This window comes from Prochlorococcus sp. MIT 1304 (assembly GCF_047305015.1).
Lineage (GTDB): Bacteria > Cyanobacteriota > Cyanobacteriia > PCC-6307 > Cyanobiaceae > Prochlorococcus_A > Prochlorococcus_A marinus_E.
In genome coordinates this window covers 1,075,938-1,100,784 of record NZ_CP138974.1, presented here as the reverse complement: position 1 = coordinate 1,100,784, position 24,847 = coordinate 1,075,938, and the positions used below count along the sequence as shown (strand labels likewise).

Below are 24,847 nucleotides of genomic sequence, written 5' to 3'. Positions count from 1 at the left end.
CTTAAAATACTTTGACGATTATATATTAATAATACTTATATATACTGAGTCTATTAAGACTAAGTCGAGAAAGAGACAGGTGATTCATTAATTTCAACGGATTTTCTTAAGATTTAGTCTTTATTAGGCAAGCGAAGCGTGACAGGGCCTAAAGGGTGTTTTGAATTTGGATAAATACTATGGTGATGGTGATGGTGATTATGTTCGTGTTGATGAGCCTCTACATGTTCATGTTCTAAGCAATCACCTCCTCCTTTGTCTGATTTTTCTTGATTATTAGTTGGGATTTGATTTTGTATTTCACAAGCACCATTACATTCAGGATCACATAATTCACAGCTGATACCCAAGCCCTCTACATGGTCATGATGACTTTCTTGGACCATTCCAACTTCTTTTTCAAAGCCAAATAAATTTGATCTATATTTACAAGTTGAGCAATTCATAAAATTATTACCTTCGTTATTAAGAATCTCTTCGATCCTTTCTACAAAAGTGTCGACCACATAAGACTGTGACGAAAGATATTTTGCATGTATAAATGAAATATTTGGATTATTAATCGCAACTAAATCACTTTGCCTTTTTATTCTTGTAACAAGGACACCTGAGAAAAGGAAATAAGGGAAAATAATTATATTTTTATAACCAAGTCTTACAACATTTTTCAAGCCAGGTTCAACAAGGGGGAAAGTTACTCCAGAAAAAACTGTTTCCCCCCACCCTAAACCAATACCCTCTACGATCATTCTCGTTATTTTTGAAACATTGGAATTCGCATCTGGGTCAGAAGAGCCTCTACCCACAACAACTAATAATGATTCTACAGGTTTTAGATTATTATTTTGTCTAAATACATCCTTTACTCTTTCACAAGCTGCACTAATCATTAAATTATTAATACCTAGTTCTCTTCCATAAATTATTTCAATTCCTGTTTTACTTGAATAATTCATAAGCAGGCTAGGTATATCATTTTTTACATGGCCAGCAGCGAAAAGCATTGCTGGTATTGCAATTACTTTTTTTATAGAAAGATCTTTTAACTTGTCTAAAGCATCAACAATCGAAGGTTTAGCAAATTCCAAGAAACCATGTTCAACTAAAAAGTTTGGATATCTTTTTTGGATGAAATTAGTTAATTCTTGAAATTCAGTAATGGCTAGTTTATTTCTACTCCCATGTCCACAGATAAGTATCGCGACTTGATTATTTAACTTCAAATCTAAATTATCCAAATTCAAATTATTACTTATACCATAATAGTAAAGAACAATATCTTGTAGTGAAAAATAATAATAACTTGCTTGAAGTTCCAAATATCAACTCAAAGGATGCAAAATTAAAGAAATTAATTTATGACGTGGATGAATCCTTATTTAATGAGGATAACTATTCTTACGAAAAATTCGAGCACCTTTGCGTGTGTAGTGGAGGTACAACTTCTAGCTGTGCAAAAAATGGTTTTACAACTCTTGATCTAAGAAAAAATCACAGCAAAATTCATCTAGATAGAAAAACCAATTTAGTAACAATTGGAGGTGGTGTAATAATGGGGGATCTATTAAATTATTTACAAAAACATAATCGAAGTTTTCCAATCGGACTTTCTAAACTACCTGGAGCAGGCTATATACTTACTGGTGGAGTAAGCCCGCTCAGTAGAACCTACGGATTAGCCATTGATAATATTGAATCAATAAAAGGTTTCTTGGGTAATGGCACATTTATTTCTTTAAAAAAAAATCAAATAAATAATGAAGAACAATTGATTTGGGAAGGAATTAAAGGCGCAGCACCCTTCTTTTCAATTATTACCGAAATAGAACTTAAGACTATCCAATCTAATTCAATTAAGGTTATTGAAGGATTTGTAAATCTAAATGAACTTACAGAAATAATAAAACTATCAGAGGAATTCCCAGAAAATATTAGTCTTCAATGGATTTATGCCCAAAAAATTTATATATATATTTTTGCTGAACTCAAAAATAATTTAGAGGATAAAAAAACAGAAAAATACCTAATGCTTCTTGACAAATTTCCTTCTCTAGAAAAACAAATTTATGAGAACTTTAACAAAATAAATTTCTACCCAAAGGAATTGAATTTGTATGAGCTGAATGCAAATAACCATTCTGAGGTAATTAGTCTTCTTGGAGAAGATTTAAAAAATGATATCCCAATTTTCATAAGATGTATGGACGAAATAATGGAAAATAAACCTAATAATTCCTGTTATGTTGCTTCTCAACAATTAGGTTGCAAAACTAAAAAGTTAAATCATGGCTCAAGCTTTTTTGTTCATAGAAAAAGCACTTGGAAACCATGGATATATGCATCATGGAAAAAAAATGATCTTCAAGAAAAAGAAGTCGCTCTGGAATGGATTTATAAATCGTGGAGCAAGCTAAAAAGGTTTTATCCAAATATTCACTTAGCCCAATTGCATAATCATTTGGATTCTCATGAGGAAGAAATTAGATTAGCTTTTGGAAACAGAATGAATGAATTAAAAACTTTAAAGAATATTTTTGACCCACAAGGTATTTTGCCTCCTTTATGAGGTAACTTCTTAATTATAAATAAACTTAAAATGTCAAATTTCTCAAGATATTTATCTAAAAATTGGTTAGATGATCCAAAGTCAAATATTCTTTCTGGCTTAGTAGTTGCTTTTGCAATGATCCCAGAAGCAATTGCTTTTTCAGGGATAGCTGGTGTAGATCCTAAAGTTGGCCTTTTTGGTGCATTTTGCTTATCTATAACAATTGCGATTGTTGGAGGAAGAAGGGGGATGATCACTTCAGCTACAGGTTCAACAGCTCTTTTGATGACTGGACTTGTTGCTTATGGAGAATCACAAGCTCCTGGATTAGGAGTCCCATATCTTATTGCAGCTGGAATATTAACTGGAATTTTCCAAATTCTTTGGGGATATTTAAGACTTGCCTACCAAATGCGATTCGTGCCAACGGGAGTATTAAGTGGATTTGTAAATGCATTGGCGCTTTTAATATTTCAGGCACAACTACCTCAGTTAGGAATAGGTATTAAAGAATCAAAAGGATTAATTGAACAAACTTTGAGTCAATATCCAGTTAACTCTCAGATCCCAGTAGTTTGGATTCTTGTAATCCTAGGATTAATAATTATCTATGGGCTTCCAAAAATCACAAAAGTAGTCCCATCTCAACTTATCGCGATAGTAGTAATTACTCTCATAAGCATATTCTTGAATCTAGATGTCCCAACAGTAGGCGATTTGGGTAAATTACCTGATGGATTACCAAGTATTTCTCTTCCTTTTGGATCAATAGAAAATGGAAAAGTACCTTTTAGTCTTGAAACATTAGGAATTATTTTACCGACTTCACTTGCAATATCTCTCGTGGGTTTAATGGAAACCTTTTTAACTCAAGACATTTTAGACGATGTAACTGATACAAGTTCTAATAAAAATAAAGAAGCAAGAGGACAGGGAATCGCAAATATTGTGGCATCCTTATTTGGTGGAATGGCTGGATGTGCCCTAGTTGGGCAATCTGTTATGAATACTGAAAATGGTGGTAAATCTAGATTATCAACTCTCTCCTCAGGTATATCTCTACTAATAATGATTATCCTCTTGAAGTCTTGGATTGGAGCAATACCAATGGCAGCTTTAGTAGCAATCATGATAACCATCGCAATAAGTACAGCAGATATAAATGGATTAAAAAATATTAGAAAGATACCTAAAAGTGATACTGCAGTAATGCTTATGACTTTTGCAGTTACAATGCTGACAAAACCTCATAATCTTGCACTTGGAGTTATTGCAGGAGTTGCTTTAGCTGCAATTCTTTTCAGCAGAAAAGTAGCAAAAGTTATAACTATTTCAAGATCTAAAGAAAATAATTTGACTACCTACAAAGTAAAAGGACAATTATTTTTTGTAAGTAAAATTTATTTCTTACAAGGATTTGATATTTATGAACATCCTGAAAATATCGTAATTGATATGTCTTTAGCTCATATTTGGGATCAAAGTGGCGTTATTGCTCTCGAGCAAATTATAAGGAAGTTCCAGAATGGTGGTTCTAAAGTTGAAATTGTAGGATTAAATAAAGAAAGTCTTAACTTATTTGAAAGACTAGGCGGTATTGAAAGTGCTCATTAAGAAAGTTAATTAAGACTAACTTGTTGATAACAAAACCAAAGCCATTGCTGAAAAAGCAAATTCCTATGCGATCTCCAAGCGGTTTTTGAACTATTTGGATCAAAATTTTTAGGAGGAGGAACATCTCCCTTTTCTTTGTCTCTTTCAATTTCACTAATAATTCTATGCACCGTATATTCAGGATGACCTAAATGCATAAGTTGTTTTTGATCAATAGATTCAAATATTGTATATCCGACGTTTTCTCCATAAGCCAACAAATTCAATTTCCCTTCTTTTTGGGCCTTCTCCATTTCTAAATCTGGTAATCCTGCAAATCTACTTTGAGGACATATAAATTCATCATCTTGTGTACCCATCAAAGGGTGTCCTGGAACAAGACTTTTTAAAGGGAATACCCCAAATAATTTCCTATCAAAAACTTGCTTATCAACTCCTGCCAAATAAGCCAGAGCAAAGCCCGCCCAACATAATCCAAGAGTACTCGCACAAGAAGTTCTAGCTTCATTTACAATTTTCACAAATTCATCCCAATAATTAACATCCTCAAAGGCTAAGTGCTCAATAGGTGCCCCAGTAATTATGATTCCGTCTAACGGTTCTGGATTATTTGCTTCTTCCCAAGTAACGTATAGATTATTTAGATGATTAAGATCCCATGTCTTATAAGAGTGAGTTTTAAGCTTTATCCAAACAGGCTCTATTTGAAGAGGAGATAAACCAAGTGGATGTAGCAAGTTAAATTCATACTGCTTACCAAGAGGCATAATATTCAAAATACCAATCCTAAGAGGACGTATATCCTGTCTTTTTGCCAATTCTGGTTCGATCCAAGATATATGATTTTTCTCAACATCACTAATCTTGTGATAATTACCAGGAATTATTAAAGCCAATAAATCTCCTTTCCTATGTGATTTGTGAAAGTGCTTGTTCGAAATCGGCTTTAATATCATCAATATGTTCAATTCCTACAGAAACTCTTACCATCGTGGGGGTAACGCCTGCAGATAATTGTTCTTCTTCAGATAATTGCTGATGAGTAGTTGAAGCCGGATGAATTACTAAAGTTTTTGAATCACCTACATTAGCAAGGTGACTCGCTAATTTTAAGGAATCAATAAATTTTACTGCATTTTCATAACCTCCATTAAGAGAGAACATAAGCATGCAACCCATTCCCCTTCCAGTAGTATATTTTTTGGCACTTGAGTAATATGGATCAGATTCTAGGCCAGGATAATTAACACTACTTACATTAGAATTAGAATCTAACCATTTTGCTAATTCAAGAGCATTAGAAGTTTGTCTTTCTATCCTTAAGCTTAGAGTTTCCAAACCCTGCAAAAGCAAAAACGAATTAAAAGGACTTTGAGCTGATCCCCAGTCTCTAAGGCATTCAAGTCTTGCTCTCAAAGCAAAAGCTATATTTCTATTATCAGGTACTCCCAAAGATTTGCAGATATCACTACCGAAACCAAATGCGTCCCAATGAACGAGTCCATGATAAGCAGCGCTTGGCTGACTCATTAGAGGGAATTTACCATTTCCCCAATCAAAGGTTCCTGCATCGACAATAACCCCACCGATGCTTGTTCCATGTCCACCAATCCATTTCGTTGCACTCTCTACAACAACATCGGCTCCAAAATCAATTGGTCTTATTAAAGCACCACCAGCACCAAGGGTATTATCCACTATTAGAGGAATTCCATTTTCCTTCGCCAAAGCAGAGAGTCCCTCAAAATCTGGAATATTGAACCTAGGATTTCCCATTGATTCGACATATATTGCTTTTGTTTTATCATCAATTTTATTTCTAAAACTATCTATACTATCACCATCTGCAAATTTAACTTCTATTCCTAATCTTGGAAATTGTACTTTGAATTGATTGTAGGTCCCACCATATAGAAAAGATGTAGAGACAAAATTATCCCCCGCTGTCATGCAGTTCACGATTGCTAAGAATTGAGCAGCTTGCCCTGAGGATGTTGCAAGTGCTGCCATCCCTCCCTCCAAAGCTGCCATCCTTTTTTCAAAGACATCTGTGGTGGGATTCATAAGTCGAGTATAAATATTTCCAAATTCTTTTAATCCAAAAAGATTCGCGCCATGCTCGGCATTATCAAAAACATAGGAACTAGTTTGATAAATGGGAACTGCTCTAGAATTTGTAGTTGGATCAGGCACTTGGCCTGCATGTAACTGAAGCGTCTCGAATTTTTGGTTGCTCAAAATTTTTTAAATGATCCTATTATCTATTTAACTCAAAAAAGTTCCAAAAAAAAACAAAAAAAAGATAAATATTTATAAATCCTTTTTTAATGAGGGGTAATTATCTTTCATATATAAACTCAAATCCTCTTTTATCACAGATCTGAGTTTCTCAATATTGGCAGAATCAATTATTGGAAAAGTTTTATTAGCCTCAGGATCTTTTTCAGTAATTGACTTCCAATTCTTACCTACATCTTTTTCAGAGTTGTTAAGAACCTCATCAAAATTGAAACACTTATCATTGTTCTTAGCATCAAATTCGCTAAAAGCTTTATTTATAAGCTCTTTTCTATTTTCGAATAGATTCTTAGCTTTTAAAGTATCAGGAAGACCCATAACTGGTTGTAATTCCTTAAGAAGTTTTATTTCCTCTTCAATTAAGAGTGTCCAAACACCATATTTCTTTTTTGGGAGATTAGAATTACTAAAAGTATTAATTTCATCGAGGTAAAAATTTAACCATTGATAATAAGATTTTTCTTCAATAGTTTTTTTAACGGATATCTTTTTATTTTGGATCTTTGGGAGTAACTTTTCTGCCTTCTTTAAAAACTGTCTGTCTTCTCTTTCTAAATTTATTAATCCCCATCTTTGACTGTATTCCCACAAATCTTCGTATCTTGTTAAGTCTTCTTGATTCCAACCAAGAGCTTTAAGTTCATGAGAACGATGAGTTAATTCCTTTTTCAAAAAAAACCTTTTTAAACCATAGTAATTCTAACCCTGCAATCAAGATTAGTAAATAAATTAAGAACTTTACTTTCTAGCAAATTATAAAAATAATCAATTATTAAAATATTTATTAATAATTTTCAATACATTGATATAACTAGGATTTTTTTTAGAAATTTGATTACTATATTTATTTGTTTTAAGGGCGTTTTGCTCTTTGTTAGTAAATAATTTCTTATAAAAGTTTTCAATATCATCAAAAAGATAATCTCCTTTTAATTTTTCATTTAGTTCGAAAGATAATTCTGATTTCACAGATTCTTGGCAAAAATTAGTTATTTCTTCTGAACTAATTAAAACCTTATAAATTTCTTTTTTTTCTTCTGAATTAGCATTAAAGCATAAATAAATCAGATTAATCATTGAACAATTGTTATTTTTAATTTTGAATTCTTTATAAATGTCTGGCCAAAATTTTAAAGATTTTAGACCTTCTAATCCTCCTTGACTGAGAGAGTATTTATTACACCAATTTACAAATTCTGAGACATCTTTTGGACATCTGTTGAGTTGCAAAAGCATATCTGATAAAACTTGTCCTGCTTGAAAATTCCGTGTTGGTTTTCCTTCAGTTGGTAGAGTCATACTTCCTAAGACATCAGCCTTAACAGCATTTAATTGAGAAAAAGTATAATCTCCTTTTTCACAAAATTTTTCATTATTTATTTCCCTTGCACTAATTATTTCTTCACCATAACCAAGTTCTTTTAATGAAAGATATTTATTCTCTAATTTATTTTTTTTTCTAACTTTTATTGATACTGATGCGGCCTGGTCTAAACATTGAGTTAACAAAATCGTATTAATGGTAGGAAGCATTCCTGGCTTATCGGAATGAAAGTTATTTACAAAACCTGCAAAAATTGATGAGATATTTTTTATTGATTTTATATATTGACATTCAATATTGTGAACACCAGGAGAAACTTGAATTTTCGGTGATAATTGATTCAAAATGCGTGCGCCTATTAATGCTGTTAGCGCATTAGGATGGCAGAAATTTGCAGTAAAACTATCATTAGGATTTCTTAAAGCTCCGTGACGATGAAACCCTGTAAAAAAAGCTAAATTTGGATATTTATTACAAAGAATAAAAGGGTTTTTATTTTTATTATCAATACAAAAAGAACCGACTAGACAGCCAAGGACCACATTTTCCCTTTTTAAATTTTTTCTGAGTTCTAAAGCATTTTTAACATCATCTTGTATGTGATTACTATTTGAAGCAAGAATAACTATCTCACATTTCAATAGAAGATCATTTAGATCAAAAGACTTTATTTTTCCCTCTGAAGAATAATTTCCCATTCTCTTAATCTTTTCAATAATCTCATTATCCATACCAGAAATAACATCTTTCGAGAAAGCACCTAACAAATCTCTATCTTCCCTAGGAGCCAAGAGAATATTATTTGATTTTCCATGCATAGCACAGTTGTATGCTAGTGATGCAGGATATAAACCAACACTGTAAAATCCAACTTTGCTATTCTCTACATCTTCAATCAATGAATAAAAATATTTTTCATCTTTGATGTTTTCTACGAAATTATTCTTCATTTTTGGAAACTCTTGATAATTTTTTAATTTCTTACCCATACCAATATTTTTCTACATTAAAGCAATTTTTGACCATAGCAAATTATTTATTGAAAAAATTCAGTTTTTTAATTTATAATTTATGAGTGAAAATTAAAAGAAAATAATAATAAATATGGAATATATGGTAAGTAATTTAAATGAAAAAAAAACAATTAATTTCTTCTAAAAATATCTTATTTATTCAAGACATTGACGGAGTTTGTATCCCTTTAGTTAAAGATCCAATGAATAGAGAATTAGAATCAAAATATATCTATGCAGTAAAAGAATTTGCCGAGGAATTCTTTGTATTAACTTGCGGGGAACATGAAGGTCCAAGAGGAGTTAACAGAATAATAGAGAGGAGTTTAAGGAGCACTACTGAGCCTAAAAACAAAGAACTATATTTAAGAGGTTTAGCTGCCTGTGGAGTAGAGTATCAAGACAGTAATGGTGAAATAAGTTTTGAAGGAGTCTCAGAAAAAGAACTAAGTTTTTTATCTAAAGTACCTAGTTTAATTAGACCAAAATTTAATTATATAGTTAAGAATATTTTTCCTGAACTTAGCCAAGATGATATCAATTTTCACGCAGTAAAATCGATATGTGAAACACGCTTCTCGCCAACGATTAATTTCAATAGTCTATTTGATTTAGTTCATGAAGATTCTGATAAAAGAAAGCTTATTCAAATTAGTTTTGAAAAAATGATGAATGAAATCATTTTAAAAGCTGAATCCGAAGGCCTCAAAAACTCATTTTTCCTTCATATTTCACCAAATTTAGGTAATAAAAATGGTAGAGAAACAATTAAACTTTCCTCTCAAGATGATATCGGATCAACAGACATACAATTACTTATTAAAGGAGCAGTTAAAGATTCTGGAGTTTTATTTCTTTTAAATAAATTTATTGCGGATAAAACTGGTAAAGCTCCTTTTGGAAGAAATTTTAACTTTAGAAACTCTCCAAATTCTGTTGTGGGAAAAATTGATTTATGCAAAAGAACTATTCAAAAAGAAGATATGCCTTTGATTGTTGGAGTTGGTGATACAGTCACATCAAAAAAAAATAATGATGAAAAAAGTTATTCAAGAGGAGGAAGTGACAGGTCTTTTCTAGAATTAATACAAATATTAGGTAATGAATTTGGGATTAAGAATAAAATAATTTTTGTAGATAGTAGTTCTGGTGAAGTTGAAAGACCCTCTACAAAAAAAACTGGTTTCAAAGGGATTAGTGATGTTCATGACAACTTAAAATTTGACATAGTTTTTAAAAATGGTCCCAAAGAATACATAAGTTGGTTTATTGAACTTGCTAATGAGAGGTCAAACTTTAAAAAAAATAGTTGACTTTTTTATTTTCTAATGACAATTTATAAATAATAGATTCATGAAAGAAAAATTCCCTTCAATATATAAAGAACCTATAGAAACATTGCAAATTAACATAGGTTATAAATGCAATCAGGCTTGTAAGCATTGTCATGTCAATTCGAGTCCCCTAAGGACTGAAAAAATGTCCAATGAAATGATATCTCTTATTCCAAAGATAATTGAAAAATATAAAATCAAGACTTTAGATATTACAGGTGGTGCGCCAGAACTTCACCCAGAATTTAAAAACCTAATAACCAGCTTAAGCACAAAAAAAGTTGATATTATTGATAGGTGCAATTTGACAATTTTTTTTGAAGAGGGTTATGAAGATCTTCCTCAATTTCTTGCAAAAAATAAAGTGATAGTTACTGCTTCGCTACCATGTTATGAAAAAAATAATGTTGATTTTCAAAGAGGTTTTGGCGTTTTTGAAAAAAGTATTAATGCCATTAAAATTCTTAATGATCTAGGATATGGAAAGAAAGAAAATGGATTACAATTAAATCTTGTTTACAATCCTGTAAGCCCAATTCTTCCTCCTTCTCAGGAAATATTGGAGAAGGATTATAAAGAAATTCTATTCGAAAAATTCAACATCGTTTTTAATAATTTATACACAATAACTAATATGCCAATAAATAGATATGAAGAATTTCTTAGAAGAGAAGGGAAACTAAATACTTATTACAAATTACTAAAAGAAAATTTTAATGAAAAAAATTTAGAAAATCTTATGTGTAAAAAGACAATTAGCGTAAATTGGCTAGGAGAAATTTATGACTGTGACTTTAACCAACAGATAAATTTCCGAGAGAATAAAGGACCAAAGACACTTTTTGATCTATTGGATGAATCATTTACTTTTGACTACGGGGTAGCTGTAAAAGAACATTGTTTTGCTTGCACTGCAGGTGCAGGGTCAAGTTGTGGAGGGACTTTAAGTTGAAACTTGCTAAATGCAATTAGGACAAATAGCTCTTACATTCAAAGAGGATTCAATTAGTTTAAAACCATTAACTTTTGCTGCAATTTTGCCTGCCTCTAAAACCTCGTCATTTTCGAATTCTTCTGTTCTTCCACACCTAATGCAAATCAAATGATGATGATCAGGTGTGTCGTTACTAAGCAATTCATATCTGTGTCCACCCTCACTGAGTTCTAATTCATGAAGCAACCCCATTTGCACTAAAAGTCTTAAAGTTCTATAAATTGTTGCTAATGAAACTTTGGAGCTTGTTTTAACTAACTTTTCATGAACCTCTTCAGCACTAAGATGCTTCCCAGAGCCAATATTTTCAAATAAATTAAGAACTTTTAGCCTCTGAGGAGTTAATCTCTTCCCATCTTTATGTAATCCATCACCAAGAGGAGATGTGATGACTTTGTATTGAGAGGATAATGACAAAATTAACCCATTGCTATTCTCAATAATAACTCTAGATGAGAGTAATACAACTTATTGATTTAAAATGTTTACTAAAGTTCTTCAAAATATTATGTTAAATGTATCTTTATACATAAATGATGAATGATCAAGAAATCTCTTTTGATAAATTATCATCGAAAGTAAACGCCTTGATAATTATTGATATTCAGGAAAAAATAATAAGACCAATTTTTAATAAGGATTCAATAATCAAAAACATTAAAAAGCTTACAAATGCTTACCAAATTTTAGAAGAAAACATATTTATATCTGAACAGAACCCAATCAAATTGGGAGTAACGATACCTGAATTATCACCAATAGCAGAATTTAGAAAATTTGAAAAAATGGAATTCAGCCTAGCTAAAATAGAAGATTTTTTAAAAGAACTTAAAGATAAGAAAATTACTAATTTGATAGTTTGTGGGATCGAAACGCATATTTGTATTCAACAAACAGTCTTAGATTGTTTACAAAAAGGATTTGAAGTTACTCTCATATCAGATTCCATGGGAAGTCGAAGTAGAGTAGATCATGAAATAGCCTTACAAAGAATGACTCAGAGTGGGGCGATCTTAACAACAACTGAATCAATAATTTTTGAATTATGCAAAACTGCGGATAGAGAAGAATTTAAAGAAATTAGAAACATAATAATGAGTTAAAGAAAAATAAAGACTGGCTTGTTGTTTTGAGATAATTTAAAATTTTATTAAAGATAAAATTTAAGGGTTTATTTGAATATGAAATTAGTTACTGAAAACTTCCTTCTGGCAATATCTATTTTTTTCATTGGAACTTTATTGTCGATAATAATTTCAAAAGTTTCAAAAATATTTTTTAAAAAGATTTCCAAAAGAACAAAAACAAATTTCGATGATTTTATTTTTGAGGTGATCTCTGGAATCATAAAACCTATAGGTTTCCTCCTATCATTTTATTTTTCAATTGACTATTTTTTTGCTGATGAAATAACTTTCATCTCTGTCATATTGAATATTTTGAAATTATTTATATTAATAATCATCATAAAAGCTCTCAACAAAGTTTTAATAAGATCTTTAACAGAAACGACCTCGAAAATTAATGATTCCTCAATTAGTTCGATGGTATCTTCACTAACCCCATTGATAAAAGCATTAACATGGACTATTGGCTCAATTTTTTTCTTACAAAATATAGGTGTTCAAATGACTGCTATTTGGGCTTTACTAAGTGCAGGAGGTATTGGAGCAGGACTAGCTTTGAAAGATCCAGTTCAGGAGTTCTTTGAATATATAACAATTTTGCTTGATAAACCTTTTCAAAAAGGTGAGTTTATAAAATCTGATGGAGTCCTCGGAATGGTTGAGAGAGTTGGAGTAAGATCATCAAGGATAAGAAGTATTAATGGAGAAGTAATAGTAATGAGTAATAGCGCCCTAACAAATGGAATAATTTCAAATTACGCACAAATGGAAAAAAGAAGGTTAGTACATAAATTGGGAGTAGTTTATGAAACCTCTCCAAAACTTATGAAATTGATTCCAATAATAATTAAAAAAATAGTTGAAGAGACAAAAGATGCTTCTTTTGATAGATGTCATTTCACAGATTTCGGAGACTTCAGTCTTAATTTCGAACTTGTTTATTACATCCCAACAAATAATTATCTCGCCGCAATGGAAGCGCAACAATCTATAAATTTAAGAATTATTGAGGAATTTGCGTTTAATAATATAGAGTTTGCATTCCCAACACAAACCTTAAATATTGAAAGTAACAAAGCCAAATGATCTACAAATCTCTTCACTTAAAATCCAGAGTTTTGAAGCTAACTCAGAATTATTTGCCTCATCACTAACCTTACTTTCAACTAATTTATGTTTCTTAAAAGATATAAGTTTATTACTTAAATGAACGTAACCAATATTATTTAAATTTGAATCAAGAACAATTTCAGAAAGTATCTTACCAGCATTTTCTATACTTTCAGAAATTCCTAAAATATTTTTTGCAGCTTTAGAAAAAATTAAATACCCAAAGAGATTAAAGCGCTTACTATATCTAAAAAAACCGAGATCATCATTTGGTATTACTAGACCAGGAGCCCAAGTAATTACAGAAATTTTACTAGAGGAAATTTTTAATTTTTTTTCGAGTTCTTTAGCAAACAAAATATTACATAACTTACTATTTTTATAAGCTTCATCAGCGTTAAAATTTAAAAATTGCCCAGTTACTTTTTTTCTTAAATTAACTAGGTTATTAAGTCCCGCTTTCTTTCCTATATTGCCACCTGAACTTTTGGGGTCGTGTACATCTGATGATGTAATAATGATTCTAGATTCTTCTATATCTCTAATAAAATCTTTTAGGACATTTACCAAGTAAAAATGTGCAAGATGATTTACCGCAAAAGTTAGTTCTATGCCTTGTTTTGATACTTTAGGGTAAAAAGAGCCTGTATATTGCAATCCTGCATTTAAAACAAGAATATCTATAAAAATCTTTTTACTAATAAAGTAATCTTTAATTTTTTTAATATTATCTAGATCTGAAAGATCACAATTTTCAATAATATTTAAAAATTTACTAAGGTAATTTTTATCAAAATATTTCTCGATTTTTTTGAGAAATTCATTCTTTCTAAATTCGTTTTTTATTACAACATATAAAATATTTTTCGTCTTCAGTAAATTAATAATGGCAAAAAGCCCTATTCCTGAATTACCTCCAGTAATTAAAATATTTTTATTTTTAATCATTTAAATTCCTATATTTTTTTTATGATAAAAAAATAAATAAAGTTTTTTTTTATTTTGTAATCTTATAAATTATTGTTAAAACACTGAAAACTTAGTCACTAGTATTTGAGTAATTTGATTATTATTAATCTACTCTCATTACAAGTATTGGATGAAAAATATAATTCTAGGCGCAGAGGTAATAATTTGTTCCATAAATTTCTTTAATCATAAGATTTATATTTAATGTCAAAAGAAAATATGCCAGATGTTCTTGTTTTGGGTGCAGGGCCTGCAGGTATGGCTATTGCCTCAGCTTTAGGTAAGGAAAAATTAGATGTTGAAGTGCTTTCTCCAAATGGACCAGATGAGCCTTGGCCAAATACATATGGCATTTGGGGGAAAGAAGTTGATCAACTCGGGCTTCAGGATTTACTTGAATATAGATGGAAGAATACTGTAAGTTTTTTTGGGCATGGCGCTTTAGAAGAGCAGGACGACGAAAATAAAGCCACGGAACATTCACTAGATTATGGATTATTTGATAAGAAGAAACTCCACAATTATTGGTTTAATGAATGCAATAAGTCTTTTATTAAATGGCATCAAGGCTTTGCCAACAAAATACATTTTGAAAAATACAAAAGTACAGTAACTACAAAAGATGGCAAAATTTACTCTGCAAGATTAGTAGTAGATGCAACAGGGTATGATCCTGTTTTTCTAAAATTAAAATCATGTGGTCCCTTAGCTGTCCAAACTTGTTATGGGATAGTAGGTAATTTTAGTAAACCTCCACTTAAGAAAGGGCAGTTTGTATTAATGGACTATAGAAATGACCATCTTAACGATGAGCAAAAAAAAGAACCGCCAACTTTTCTTTATGCCATGGATATGGGGGATGGGAAATATTTTCTAGAAGAGACATCTCTTGGTTTAGTAAATCCTCTAACAATGGAAAATTTAAAAGAGAGACTAGAGAAGAGGCTTTCTTATCGAAATATATCAATCACAAGCATGCAACACGAAGAGCTTGGCTTATTTCTTCCTATGAATATGCCAATCCCAGATTTCAAACAACAAATACTTGGATACGGTGGTGCTGCTTCAATGGTTCATCCTGCATCTGGATATTTAATTGGTAATGTTTTAAGAAGAGCTCCACTTGTCGCTAAGGCAGTTTCAGAAGCAATTAAAAACAAAAATCTAAGTACCTATCATATTGCTAGAAAAGGTTGGGAAACTTTATGGTCAAAAGAATTAATTAGGAAGAAATCACTTTACCAATTTGGATTAGAAAAACTCATGAGGTTTGACGAGAAACTGTTGAGAGAATTTTTTGGAAGTTTTTTCCAACTACCTAAAAATCAATGGTATGGTTTTCTAACTGATACTCTTTCTTTAAAAGAGATTGTGTATGCGATGTGCGTAATGTTTATAAAGGCTCCATGGAGTGTAAAGAAGGGTCTTATGATTATGCATGGAAGAGAATTTAAAATGTTACTTAGGATAATATTTCCAAACATATAGTTAAAATGAGAACCATATTAATAAGTGGAGCCAGTAGAGGTATTGGACTAAATATTGCACATAAAGAATTAAAAGAAGGCAATAGAATTAGTCTTGGCATAAGAGATTTAGAATCATTAAAAGGAAGCGCTATTGATCCAAAAAAATGGCCAGAAGGGAAAATTCTAATCAACCACTATGATGCTTTAAAAAAAATTACAGCCGAAAATTGGATAAAGAATACCGTAGATAAATTTGGAGGATTTGATTCAGTAATAAATTGCTCTGGAGTATTATCGAAAGTTCCTTTCTTATACAAAGATGGTGATGAAGAAGATATTTTAAATACATTAAATATCAATTTTTTGGCAATTTGGCATTTATGTAAGCTTTCTTGGGATCATTTATGTACCTCTAGAAGAGGAAGAATTATTGTTTTAGTATCAATGAGTGGGAAAAGATCCAAAGGTGATTTAGCCGCTTATTCTTCTTCAAAGTTTGCTTTGATGGGATTATGCCAAACGATGAAAAATAAAGGTTGGGATGAAAATATAAGGATTTCCGCAATTTGCCCAAGCTGGGTTAATACAAAAATGGCCCAAAATATTTCTTCCTTAGACAAATCAAGCATGACACAACCTGAGGATATTGCTGAAATATGCTCAACTATTCTTAAGTTACCTACCCAATCAGTTCCATTTGAAATCGCCTTAAATTGTAACTATGAAATTTAACCTAAATTAAAAATTAAGTAAGCCATTGAAAGCATTGCAATTGCAATAAATAAACCTTTTATTCGATTAGTTAATAATGAAAAAAGAGATAAATCTTCAGAAAAGTATCCCCCAAAACTACCTGTAACAAATAATATAACCATTGGTAGAGATGCCATTCCGAAAGAATAAGATATAGATCTTACAAATCCAAAATTTAAATAATTAAAAATAAAAAAACCTAATGAAAACAATAAAAAAGATGCAAAAAGAGTTATGGAAACTTCAGCATCTAAAGTGTGAGGCAAGCTACCCTTTAATTCAAATTGCTTTTTACATTCTCTAATTTGTCTTTTCGAAAGCTTTAAATAACCAGTTTCAGGGATTCTTTGCGACTTATATTTTCTTAGTAATCTTGCCTCAAGAGTTTCTGGCTCCTTAGTCATAATTGATGTTAATAATTCATCTGGCTTTAATTTTTTAATTTTCTTTTCAAGATTATCCGTTTTCCCAATCCTATAAAGATCTCCTACTCTAATAAGGTAAACATATCCCGACATTTGCGTTGTAAAATTAAAACTGTTCCTACTTAGATAATACTAAAAGAATTAGGGAAATTAAAAGTTTTTACAATATGAAAAACGATATTTTATATTCATTTCGAAGATGTCCATATGCCATTCGTGCAAGATGGGCCCTGTTAATTTGCGAAATAAAAGTAGAGATTAGAGAAATAGATTTAAAAAATAAACCTCCAGATTTTTTAAATAATTCAAAGACAAAAACGGTTCCAATTCTTATAAAAAAAAATAGTGAAGTTATTGAAGAAAGTCTTGAAATTATCCTGTGGGCTCTCTCAGAGTCGAAAAAGGAAAACATTAAATTAATTTATTTTCCTGAGAACAAAAAGGAAGATATTTTTGAAATAATTAATGAAAACGATAACGAATTCAAATATCATTTAGATCGATTTAAATATGCAACTAGATATAAAGATAGTGATGAAGAATTTCATTTCACAAATGCTATGAAATTTATAAAGAGATGGAACGAACTACTTGCAGAAAACAAATATTTTTTTGGAGATAGCCCCACAATCGCTGATTGGTCTGTTTGGCCTTTTGTAAGACAATTTAGAATTGCTTGTGAAAGTCAAAAAAGGATAAATTATTTTGAACCCTCGATAAAAAACTGGCTAGATTTATTTGAGAAAAATAAAGAATTTAAAACCTTAATGTATAAATACGAATTATGGGAACCAAATTATAGAAAGAATTATTTTCCTTTTAATTAACTTTCTAACAACTTTCTTTTTTCAATTATTCTTGCTAACTCCAAAAAATATCCTGCAGTCCTAAATTTTCCAATATTTTTTTCCTTAAAATCAAGATCGCTTCTAATTTCTGCAGTCTCCGCCATTAGCAAATCTAAATCATTTGATCCAAGACTATACAATTCTCCTAGTTCAATTTCCCTTCCGAGTAAATGACTCCTAAACCACTTCCCTTTATTTTCTTGAGGTGGAATATCGTAGGGAGTAAATGACATTAAAATAAAATTTAGGCTAATACTATTCTAGGGTTCTTATTGAAACTTTTTCATCTCTACTTTATTAAAAATCAATGCAATAAAGAGAATTGCGAATGTAATTAGGGCACAAATTTCTGTCCAATAATCTAACCCAATTTTAGAAATCATTAATGGTGCAAGAACTGTAAATAGTCCCCCAGAAAGAATTAACTGAGCGAAAAGCTGTTTTGACGTAAAAATTGGTAAAGTCTTAGAAATATTTTTAGGATCTGCAAGCCTTAAAAGAAGTAACCCAGAAGCTACTACACCTGTAGAATTCCCAAACTCTATCAAGCTCTTTTCAAACCAATAATCATCAAAAATAAAGTATGCGAAATAAGCAATGCAGATTAAATTCCAAAATAAACCGAAAATAGTAAACACTAAAATAAGTATCCAATTATCAAAAACAACTGCGATATCTAAACTCGCCATAGCTGTAAAAATCAACAAATCTGTGGATAAAATACCAATCTCCCTTTGCAGAATATTTGAAATAAATTCTGTATTTTTGGTTTTCTCTAAAATATATCTTATGAGGAGCGAACCTATAAGAATAAAAGGGAATACTGGTAGTGAAAAAATAATTTCCTTCGAAAAATCTCCAAAAGAACTTGAAATATACCTTAAAAATTTAAGTAGCAAAATACCAAAAGAAATTGCCAAACCAGAGAATCCAAGATTTATTATAAAAATTCTTAAATCCGCAAAAATTCCTGTCTTATTTTTTTCCTTTAGAGTATCTTTTTGTTCAAGAATTTCCTCAGTATCTGAAAGACCTAAAGTTCTTCCTAGGAAGATGAATATGCTACCCAATATTGAAGAGGATAAAAGACCCATTGTTGCCATAGCCAAACCAAGATCTAAGCCATTTGGGAAACCTAGTTTATTAAAACTTTCACCGATTATTGATGCAGCACCATGACCTCCCTCAAAACCTACCTCTATTAAACAACCCATTAGAGGATTTGCGTCCATAGATGGAGGCAGCAAATATTTAACAACAAGGCCACCGACAAAAAATTGTCCGAAACCCAGTGAAAGAGCTAATAGAAATTGATTAAAAATAGGTTTAACTAAACCATTTATATTCGGTATAGGTCTTCCCATCATTAAAGTTGCGAAGACTAATGATAAAAGAGGAGTAGGAAAATTACTCCAAACATTTATTGTTTCTTTTGGTAAAAAGTGTATCGCACCAAATGGGCCTATAGATATACCTAAGATTCCTGATATGACTGCTATCGGCAATCCAAATCTTTCTAGTTGCACAGCTAGTTTAAATTTCCTTCCAAAAATCAACAAAAAAAATATAATTAACAATCCAAAAAAACTTATCAATAGAGAATTTGAAAAAATATCTTTATTCTGTATCGAAAAAATATTCAATGATTTCAAAAACATATAACTCTAAATCTAAATTAATAAACAAAATTTTTCAAATAAAAAAGGCTCCGGTAAGAGGAGCCTTTTGATATTGGTAAGAAAATTTGAAAATTAATCTTTAAGAGTAACTGTTGCACTATCAATATTACTGATAGCATTTGTAACTCTCTTGAAATCAAAGCCTAGTGCTCTTAAAGCATGCCATAGATGACCTTGAATAAAGAAGAATCCAAAATAGTAATGAACATTAGCTAACCATGCCCTTGAAGTGTACTCACCATCAGGAAGATCAACAGTATCTACCCAATAAGGAGAAATACTAAACTTCAATTCAAGTGGTTCACCAAAGAATTCAGTTGGATAAACTGTTGTGTTAGCTGCACTCCAGAAGGCTGCAATAATAGCCATCCAGCCGATTCCAGCTAGTGACCATGATAGAACAGCTTCTGCTGAGAGAAGTCCTTTACCTTTAAATTTGGTATATTCACCAACTTGCTTAGTAGCAATATGCCAAGCACCACCTGTGATTTCAACGAAAGCAAGGAAAGCATGGCCTCCCATTACTTCTTCAAGGCTATCAATAGTCAAAAAGTCTGTTTGGTGATTCCAAATTTTGGCCAAATTTAATTCATACTCAACTTGTCTAACAGAACCAATAGCTGGATCATAAATTCCATGAACCCTTGCCCATTCAACAAAAGCGATAACTGCGAAACCAAGAATAATTAAATGGTGACCAAGAATAAATGTCAATTTGTCTGGATTATCCCATTCAATATTGAATTTTCTAGCTCTTGCTACATCAGAATCTTCTAGATTTCCAGGAAGAAGTAAAGAGTGTAAAAGTCCTCCGGCTGCTAAAACCATAGAAGAAACTAAGTGAACTATTGCTATCGCTAGAACAGGTTTAGTATCTCCCATCGCAACACCATTAGCATCAAACCCTATTCCAAGAGTTGCTAGGTGAGGAAGAACGATTAGAGGTTGATGACCCATTGGGACGCTTGGGTCAAATCGTGAAAGTTCAAAAAGGGTGAATGCACCCGCCCAGAAAACAATTAATCCTGCATGAGCTACATGAGCAGCAATGAATTTTCCTGAGCGATTTGCTACACCTGAATTACCAGCCCACCATCCATAGGTAGTATCTGGATTTCCATAGGTTTGCATTTAGGAATTGATTAGCTTAAACGTCTTGAGAATACTTTATATTTCACCAAACAGTTGAATTCATAACAAAATTGTAAAGGTTAGTAATCCTAACTATTACTAAAGAAAAATAATTCGAAGGGCAAGACAAGAGTAAAGAAGGTAGATTTAATGAAGAAAAATTATTCTCAGAGATATAAGTTCTATCAAATAAACCAGTATTTTTAAATTCAAATAAGTTGAATAAATTTCATTTTGCTGACATTACAACGATGTTTTGTTTCATTACACCGTGGTGGTTATTGCCTCATTTTCAAAAAATTATTAAATAAGGAATAAGACATCTAATATTATGACTACTTCTCAAGAGTCTTCTAGAAAATTTTCACTAGAAATGAAATCTGAAGTTCATTACAAAAAGGCTGCAAAATCTTACAGAAAATCGAAACAATATATAGATATGATTAACTTATATCCAACTTTGCAAAATACTCTTATTGATTGCAAGGATGAGAATCTAATCGAATAAATATCTTATATATTTTCCCAAAAATTAATCAGGAATATATATCATTTTTAGGCTGCAATATTATGGTTTTCTTCAGAATAAAGTTTATTAATTATTTCTCTGCACTTTTTTATATTGTAAAGCGCTTTCGGTTTCCAAGGTTTTTTCTGACCGAGTGGAGAGCTTTTCCAATGAATCCCAGGCTTGAGTATTCCATTTTCCCGTAAAAAAGAAAGTTTAATTTCAGTTATTCCTAGTTTTTCCGAGGTCAACTCAGATGAGCTCCACATATCCCCTAACATTGAATTAAGTAAATATTATTAATCCTTGATAACGTTAATTTTATTTTTTTGAAAGGGGTAAAACTTTTAAATAATTATTAAGTCACAAAAAACCTAGTATTTACAAAGAAAAGAGATTTGAAAGATTTATATCAAATCATGAAATATTAAATAAAGAATCTTCATTAATGAATATCTCATCGATACCCTTTCCTTTATTGATGGATTTATAGTTAACGTATTCTTCTGTAATCGATTGATGCTTTGAAAGATTGATCCAACCCTTGTGCCAATTTCCACTATTTATTAATTCTTCATAAGTAGTTTTTAAGTTAATTTCAGAATCAAGGACAGAAACCATTAAAAAACTAATATTTCCTTTTTCTTTAGTCTCATTTACTAAAACAAAATGTCTTAATCCTTTTATGTTTTTATTAGAAGTCCAGTAATTTTCCATAATTATTTTTTCTTAATGTTCCCCTCAGAATTTTTTCTAGATATTTTCTTATATTCATTTCTAATTTCGTCTAATAAAAGCTTTCTTTTATCCATGTAGTTTAGAGAATCTTGTTTTGATAAGTTATATCTTTCTTTTTTAGTTAAATTCATCCAATTATTAAGATTCTTTTTATTGAAAGTTGTTATTTTTTTAGAATTAAAAACTTTTTGTTTTTTATTTAATTTAAGAAAATTCCTTAAATTAAAAAAAATAAATATAAAAAGAAAAATTATCACTATCTTCAAGAACATCACTTTAAAAGTAAGTTATTATTTATCCAATTTTCTAATTTAATATCATTCTCAAAAGATATAACCTCCTCTTTATTCCCATTACCTGATTGACCAAAGAGCCTTATAATAAATTCCCCATTAACTGCCTCATCATCACCAATAACAATAATACTTTTAGATTTAAGTTTATTTGCCTTTTTAAATTGCTTAGAGAATGAGGCTCCGCTTAAATCTAACTCAACTAACAAATCGTAATTTCTTAATTTTCTAGATAAATCCATTGCGAATGATTCAGCAATTAAGCCTTTATTAATGATATAGATATCAGTATTTCTTGGAATTTCAAGCTCTTTTCCTGCGAGTAAAATTAATCTTTCTAAACCAATAGCGAAACCAATTGCAGGAGTGTTTGGCCCTCCCATTTGTTTTATTAAATCGTCGTATCTCCCTCCTCCGCAAACTGTAGCTTGGGAGCCCAGAGCCCCACTAGTAATTTCAAAAGCTGTATGAGTGTAGTAATCTAAACCTCTTACAAGATTAAAGTTTTCTACATAAGGTATGTTTAAAACCTCTAATTGTCTTTTTAATTCTAAATATCTGCTATGACTTTTTTCAGATAAAAAATTAGATAATCTTGGTGCATTTTCAAGAACTTTTTTAGTTTGAATATTCTTTGAATCCAAAATCCTCAAAGGGTTTTTAGAAATTCTATTCTGAGAATCTAAATCTAGAGAATCTTTATTTGCTTGTAACCATTTTAAAAAAGATTTTTGAAAATTTGATCTGTCATTAGTATCACCTAACGTATTTATTTCAAGATTGAGTTCTTTTATTCCTAATTTACTTAAGATATCCCAAGCTAAAGCAATAATTTCAACATCACTTCTAACTGAATCATGTCCTATAAACTCAACACCTAATTGATGAAATTGTCTTTGCCTGCCTGCTTGAGGTCTTTCGTATCTAAACATAGGACCCATGTACCAAAGTTTTTGAAGAGGATTAGACGATATTCCATTTTGTATTAACGCTCGTGCAACTGAGGCTGTTCCTTCAGGTCTTAGAGTGCAAGATCTCTCCCCCCTATCAAGAAATGTATACATTTCCTTGCTAACAACATCTGTTCCTTCACCAATTCCTCTTATAAATAATTCGGTCATTTCCAATATTGGTGTTCTTATTTCTTTGATGGATGCTCTAGAAAGCTGTTCTAATAAAATTCTTTCAACGTTTTGCCACTTTATTAATTGATCAGGAAATAGGTCTACTGTTCCTCTTAGGTTTTTTAAGTTATTCAAAGTTCTAAAAAATAATTCAAAATTTTTAATTCATCTAGAAATTAATCTTTGATTGGTTATTTTGTGAGACAATTTTAATTTAACATTTAGAAAAACTATTGGGAATTAATAAAAGTAAAGAGAATCAACATTGCGGTACAAAACCAAAAAAAATTGCTTTTGGAATTGCACCTCTTGGTATAGTTTCAATAGGAATAGTGCCAATGGGAGTAATTAGTATAGGGGTAGTCCCAATGGGTGTATTTTCTTTTGGTGCAGTCGCAATGGGAATAGTCAATTTATCAGTAGTCGGAATGGGAATTATCTCTGCCGGTGTTACTACTATGGGGATATGGGAGTATTCACCTAATTCTCATAATCATTCCAAACAAATTTCAAATTCAAATAAGGAAAATATGATGTCAGATCTATTTAACACTAAACAAGAGGCTGAAAAGGCTGCTTCAAAATACGGATGTATTGGAGCACATAAAATGGGTGATAAATGGATGCCTTGTAAGATGCACTAAATATTTTCTTAGTCAAAAATTAAATAAATATTAACTCAAAATCTCAACTCTAAAATCAAGATTTTTTGCCTCATCAGTAGTTAATTTTCTTGACCAAGCTCCCTGCACAGGACTGTTCCATCTGAACCCAGCATTTTTAGCTAAAGATCTATCTTCGTAACTAATAAGCGCCTTGTATAAAAACCTCGGTTCAGTAGCTTTAAGTAAAAGTTCCTCTAAATTATCACATTTTTTGAAGACTTCAGATATGTAAAAGCAATCAGATAAAGCTCTATGTAAATTCCAAACTGGTATTGAAAAAGATAAAGCTAGATCAGTTACTGAGGGTCTATTTTTTAGTGATTTTTGAAAAGACCAATTAATATCTTCTAAACTACATATCCATTTTTTATTAAGCTTAGGTAATCTTCCTTTCCCAAACCATTTCTTATCAAACTCTACATTATGCGCGACAATGAAATCCGAACTATCAACAAGTTTTAAAAAGAAATTCAATCCATCTTCCCACGGTTGAGAGATATTAGTTACTTCTGCAGATATGCCATTAACATATTCTGCTTTATTATTATTAACTGGGAATAAAAATGAGACCTGTGAAAGTACACATTTAAACGATACATCAAACAAAATACAACCTATCTCTATCACTTCATCTTTATTTTCATCTAAACCTGTTGTTTCTGTATCAAGAATTAAAATTTTTTCAATTTTTTTATTATGATTAGCAACACTATCTTCAGAGGGAAAGCTAATAACTTGATCCTGAAGAATATCCAATTGATTTAATTCTTTTTTGTTAGGTAGTTCCAATTAGCTGAAAACACTTTTATTTATCTTGACGCATTTAATAAAAATTTCTCTTAAATTAATATAAATTAAGAAACATGATTAGAAAATAATTTTT

The 24,847-nt window shown here is 30.8% G+C and carries 26 protein-coding genes and 1 pseudogene; 11 read left to right on the top strand and 16 right to left on the bottom strand.

Features of this window, described 5'->3' with window-relative positions:
* Positions 1–113: 113 nt before the first annotated feature.
* Positions 114–1,319, bottom strand: a complete 1,206-nt coding sequence (locus SIB45_RS06105) for a sirohydrochlorin chelatase (protein ID WP_011862662.1) — start codon at positions 1,317–1,319, stop codon at positions 114–116.
* Here SIB45_RS06105 and SIB45_RS06100 point away from each other — a divergent pair.
* Entirely contained in the window at positions 1,286–2,566 is a 1,281-nt protein-coding gene (locus SIB45_RS06100; RefSeq protein WP_011862661.1) for an FAD-binding protein, read from the top strand. The two genes, SIB45_RS06105 and SIB45_RS06100, sit on opposite strands and share 34 nt — an antisense overlap.
* A gap of 30 nt (positions 2,567–2,596) precedes the next feature.
* Complete coding sequence (locus tag SIB45_RS06095; protein ID WP_011862660.1) at positions 2,597–4,162, top strand: SulP family inorganic anion transporter; 1,566 nt, start codon at positions 2,597–2,599, stop codon at positions 4,160–4,162.
* Positions 4,163–4,167: 5 nt separating this feature from the next.
* Here SIB45_RS06095 and SIB45_RS06090 read toward each other — a convergent pair whose 3' ends face one another.
* From SIB45_RS06090 to SIB45_RS06075, 4 genes are all read right to left on the bottom strand, one after another.
* Entirely contained in the window at positions 4,168–5,058 is an 891-nt protein-coding gene (locus tag SIB45_RS06090) for a homoserine O-succinyltransferase (RefSeq protein ID WP_041484751.1), read from the bottom strand.
* A gap of 13 nt (positions 5,059–5,071) precedes the next feature.
* Positions 5,072–6,400, bottom strand: coding sequence for an O-acetylhomoserine aminocarboxypropyltransferase/cysteine synthase family protein (locus SIB45_RS06085; RefSeq protein ID WP_011862658.1), 1,329 nt, complete (start codon positions 6,398–6,400; stop codon positions 5,072–5,074).
* 72 nt (positions 6,401–6,472) lie between these two features.
* Entirely contained in the window at positions 6,473–7,132 is a 660-nt protein-coding gene (locus SIB45_RS06080) for a hypothetical protein (RefSeq protein WP_011862657.1), read from the bottom strand.
* Positions 7,133–7,225: 93 nt separating this feature from the next.
* Complete coding sequence (locus SIB45_RS06075) at positions 7,226–8,734, bottom strand: hypothetical protein (RefSeq protein WP_041484750.1); 1,509 nt, start codon at positions 8,732–8,734, stop codon at positions 7,226–7,228.
* A gap of 154 nt (positions 8,735–8,888) precedes the next feature.
* Here SIB45_RS06075 and stpA point away from each other — a divergent pair.
* Positions 8,889–10,110, top strand: a pseudogene (gene stpA, locus SIB45_RS06070) (glucosylglycerol 3-phosphatase).
* 40 nt (positions 10,111–10,150) lie between these two features.
* Positions 10,151–11,083, top strand: a complete 933-nt coding sequence (gene arsS / locus SIB45_RS06065) for an arsenosugar biosynthesis radical SAM (seleno)protein ArsS (RefSeq protein WP_011862654.1) — start codon at positions 10,151–10,153, stop codon at positions 11,081–11,083.
* Between the two features lie 6 nt (positions 11,084–11,089).
* Here the strand turns inward: arsS and SIB45_RS06060 are convergent, their stop codons facing one another.
* Positions 11,090–11,542: a Fur family transcriptional regulator gene (locus SIB45_RS06060; protein ID WP_011862653.1), complete on the bottom strand. Its 453-nt coding sequence runs from the start codon at positions 11,540–11,542 to the stop codon at positions 11,090–11,092.
* Between the two features lie 116 nt (positions 11,543–11,658).
* Here SIB45_RS06060 and SIB45_RS06055 point away from each other — a divergent pair, with 116 nt between their 5' ends.
* Positions 11,659–12,228 (top strand): isochorismatase family protein, encoded by a 570-nt coding sequence (locus tag SIB45_RS06055; protein WP_011862652.1) that lies wholly within the window; start codon positions 11,659–11,661, stop codon positions 12,226–12,228.
* A 78-nt stretch (positions 12,229–12,306) separates the two neighbouring features.
* Positions 12,307–13,338, top strand: coding sequence for a mechanosensitive ion channel family protein (locus SIB45_RS06050; RefSeq protein WP_011862651.1), 1,032 nt, complete (start codon positions 12,307–12,309; stop codon positions 13,336–13,338).
* On the opposite strand, the gene SIB45_RS06045 is transcribed toward SIB45_RS06050, so the two are convergent.
* The gene (locus SIB45_RS06045) at positions 13,309–14,310 is read right to left on the bottom strand and encodes an SDR family NAD(P)-dependent oxidoreductase (RefSeq protein WP_011862650.1); all 1,002 of its coding nucleotides are present in this window, start codon (positions 14,308–14,310) and stop codon (positions 13,309–13,311) included. The genes SIB45_RS06050 and SIB45_RS06045 overlap by 30 nt on opposite strands.
* Positions 14,311–14,535: 225 nt before the next feature.
* Here SIB45_RS06045 and crtL point away from each other — a divergent pair, with 225 nt between their 5' ends.
* Together crtL and SIB45_RS06035 are read left to right on the top strand one after the other, a co-directional pair.
* Positions 14,536–15,819 carry a lycopene beta cyclase gene (gene crtL / locus SIB45_RS06040; RefSeq protein WP_011862649.1) on the top strand — a complete coding sequence of 428 codons (1,284 nt, stop codon included), beginning with the start codon at positions 14,536–14,538 and terminating at the stop codon, positions 15,817–15,819.
* A gap of 5 nt (positions 15,820–15,824) precedes the next feature.
* Positions 15,825–16,532, top strand: a complete 708-nt coding sequence (locus tag SIB45_RS06035; RefSeq protein WP_011862648.1) for an SDR family NAD(P)-dependent oxidoreductase — start codon at positions 15,825–15,827, stop codon at positions 16,530–16,532.
* Here SIB45_RS06035 and SIB45_RS06030 read toward each other — a convergent pair.
* Positions 16,529–17,071: a GIY-YIG nuclease family protein gene (locus SIB45_RS06030; RefSeq protein WP_011862647.1), complete on the bottom strand. Its 543-nt coding sequence runs from the start codon at positions 17,069–17,071 to the stop codon at positions 16,529–16,531. The genes SIB45_RS06035 and SIB45_RS06030 overlap by 4 nt on opposite strands.
* 74 nt (positions 17,072–17,145) lie before the next feature.
* Between SIB45_RS06030 and SIB45_RS06025 the strand changes: the two genes are divergently transcribed.
* Positions 17,146–17,805: a glutathione S-transferase gene (locus tag SIB45_RS06025; protein ID WP_011862646.1), complete on the top strand. Its 660-nt coding sequence runs from the start codon at positions 17,146–17,148 to the stop codon at positions 17,803–17,805.
* Here the strand turns inward: SIB45_RS06025 and SIB45_RS06020 are convergent.
* The 3 genes from SIB45_RS06020 to SIB45_RS06010 all read right to left on the bottom strand — a co-directional run bounded on the left by SIB45_RS06020 (position 17,802) and on the right by SIB45_RS06010 (position 20,636).
* Positions 17,802–18,059 (bottom strand): hypothetical protein, encoded by a 258-nt coding sequence (locus SIB45_RS06020; protein WP_011862645.1) that lies wholly within the window; start codon positions 18,057–18,059, stop codon positions 17,802–17,804. The two genes, SIB45_RS06025 and SIB45_RS06020, sit on opposite strands and share 4 nt — an antisense overlap.
* Positions 18,060–18,095: 36 nt before the next feature.
* Positions 18,096–19,484, bottom strand: coding sequence for a sodium:solute symporter (locus tag SIB45_RS06015; RefSeq protein ID WP_011862644.1), 1,389 nt, complete (start codon positions 19,482–19,484; stop codon positions 18,096–18,098).
* 93 nt (positions 19,485–19,577) lie between these two features.
* On the bottom strand, positions 19,578–20,636 hold the full coding sequence (locus SIB45_RS06010; protein WP_011818131.1) for a chlorophyll a/b binding light-harvesting protein: 1,059 nt from the start codon (positions 20,634–20,636) through the stop codon (positions 19,578–19,580).
* A 331-nt stretch (positions 20,637–20,967) separates the two neighbouring features.
* Between SIB45_RS06010 and SIB45_RS06005 the strand changes: the two genes are divergently transcribed.
* Positions 20,968–21,144 carry a hypothetical protein gene (locus SIB45_RS06005; RefSeq protein WP_011862643.1) on the top strand — a complete coding sequence of 59 codons (177 nt, stop codon included), beginning with the start codon at positions 20,968–20,970 and terminating at the stop codon, positions 21,142–21,144.
* Between the two features lie 47 nt (positions 21,145–21,191).
* Here the strand turns inward: SIB45_RS06005 and SIB45_RS06000 are convergent, their stop codons facing one another.
* The 4 genes from SIB45_RS06000 to hisS form a co-directional block, all read right to left on the bottom strand.
* On the bottom strand, positions 21,192–21,425 hold the full coding sequence (locus SIB45_RS06000) for a hypothetical protein (protein WP_011862642.1): 234 nt from the start codon (positions 21,423–21,425) through the stop codon (positions 21,192–21,194).
* Between the two features lie 136 nt (positions 21,426–21,561).
* On the bottom strand, positions 21,562–21,861 hold the full coding sequence (locus SIB45_RS05995) for a TIGR02450 family Trp-rich protein (RefSeq protein WP_011862641.1): 300 nt from the start codon (positions 21,859–21,861) through the stop codon (positions 21,562–21,564).
* A 2-nt stretch (positions 21,862–21,863) separates the two neighbouring features.
* Positions 21,864–22,013, bottom strand: coding sequence for a hypothetical protein (locus tag SIB45_RS05990; RefSeq protein WP_225866356.1), 150 nt, complete (start codon positions 22,011–22,013; stop codon positions 21,864–21,866).
* 140 nt (positions 22,014–22,153) lie between these two features.
* Positions 22,154–23,434 carry a histidine--tRNA ligase gene (gene hisS / locus SIB45_RS05985; RefSeq protein ID WP_011862639.1) on the bottom strand — a complete coding sequence of 427 codons (1,281 nt, stop codon included), beginning with the start codon at positions 23,432–23,434 and terminating at the stop codon, positions 22,154–22,156.
* Between the two features lie 98 nt (positions 23,435–23,532).
* On the opposite strand from hisS, the gene SIB45_RS05980 reads away from it, so the two are divergent.
* Positions 23,533–23,943, top strand: coding sequence for a hypothetical protein (locus SIB45_RS05980; protein ID WP_011862638.1), 411 nt, complete (start codon positions 23,533–23,535; stop codon positions 23,941–23,943).
* Positions 23,944–23,973: 30 nt separating this feature from the next.
* Here SIB45_RS05980 and SIB45_RS05975 read toward each other — a convergent pair whose 3' ends face one another.
* Positions 23,974–24,753 carry a 3'-5' exonuclease gene (locus tag SIB45_RS05975; RefSeq protein ID WP_011862637.1) on the bottom strand — a complete coding sequence of 260 codons (780 nt, stop codon included), beginning with the start codon at positions 24,751–24,753 and terminating at the stop codon, positions 23,974–23,976.
* Between the last annotated feature and the right edge of the window lie 94 nt (positions 24,754–24,847).

What these genes read in the sequence shown, in the direction of transcription:
- arsS (WP_011862654.1), top strand. Translation starts at nt 10,151, where the DNA reads ATGAAAGAAAAATTCCCTTCAATATATAAAGAACCTATAGAAACATTG.
- SIB45_RS06095 (WP_011862660.1), top strand. Translation starts at nt 2,597, where the DNA reads ATGTCAAATTTCTCAAGATATTTATCTAAAAATTGGTTAGATGATCCA.
- SIB45_RS06000 (WP_011862642.1), bottom strand. Translation starts at nt 21,425, where the DNA reads ATGTTAGGGGATATGTGGAGCTCATCTGAGTTGACCTCGGAAAAACTA.
- SIB45_RS06050 (WP_011862651.1), top strand. Translation starts at nt 12,307, where the DNA reads ATGAAATTAGTTACTGAAAACTTCCTTCTGGCAATATCTATTTTTTTC.
- SIB45_RS05990 (WP_225866356.1), bottom strand. Translation starts at nt 22,013, where the DNA reads ATGAATTTAACTAAAAAAGAAAGATATAACTTATCAAAACAAGATTCT.
- SIB45_RS06045 (WP_011862650.1), bottom strand. Translation starts at nt 14,310, where the DNA reads ATGATTAAAAATAAAAATATTTTAATTACTGGAGGTAATTCAGGAATA.
- SIB45_RS05995 (WP_011862641.1), bottom strand. Translation starts at nt 21,861, where the DNA reads ATGGAAAATTACTGGACTTCTAATAAAAACATAAAAGGATTAAGACAT.
- SIB45_RS06025 (WP_011862646.1), top strand. Translation starts at nt 17,146, where the DNA reads ATGAAAAACGATATTTTATATTCATTTCGAAGATGTCCATATGCCATT.
- crtL (WP_011862649.1), top strand. Translation starts at nt 14,536, where the DNA reads ATGTCAAAAGAAAATATGCCAGATGTTCTTGTTTTGGGTGCAGGGCCT.
- SIB45_RS06005 (WP_011862643.1), top strand. Translation starts at nt 20,968, where the DNA reads ATGACTACTTCTCAAGAGTCTTCTAGAAAATTTTCACTAGAAATGAAA.
- SIB45_RS06020 (WP_011862645.1), bottom strand. Translation starts at nt 18,059, where the DNA reads ATGTCATTTACTCCCTACGATATTCCACCTCAAGAAAATAAAGGGAAG.
- SIB45_RS06030 (WP_011862647.1), bottom strand. Translation starts at nt 17,071, where the DNA reads ATGTCGGGATATGTTTACCTTATTAGAGTAGGAGATCTTTATAGGATT.
- SIB45_RS06010 (WP_011818131.1), bottom strand. Translation starts at nt 20,636, where the DNA reads ATGCAAACCTATGGAAATCCAGATACTACCTATGGATGGTGGGCTGGT.
- SIB45_RS06075 (WP_041484750.1), bottom strand. Translation starts at nt 8,734, where the DNA reads ATGAAGAATAATTTCGTAGAAAACATCAAAGATGAAAAATATTTTTAT.
- SIB45_RS06015 (WP_011862644.1), bottom strand. Translation starts at nt 19,484, where the DNA reads ATGTTTTTGAAATCATTGAATATTTTTTCGATACAGAATAAAGATATT.
- SIB45_RS06055 (WP_011862652.1), top strand. Translation starts at nt 11,659, where the DNA reads ATGATGAATGATCAAGAAATCTCTTTTGATAAATTATCATCGAAAGTA.
- SIB45_RS06035 (WP_011862648.1), top strand. Translation starts at nt 15,825, where the DNA reads ATGAGAACCATATTAATAAGTGGAGCCAGTAGAGGTATTGGACTAAAT.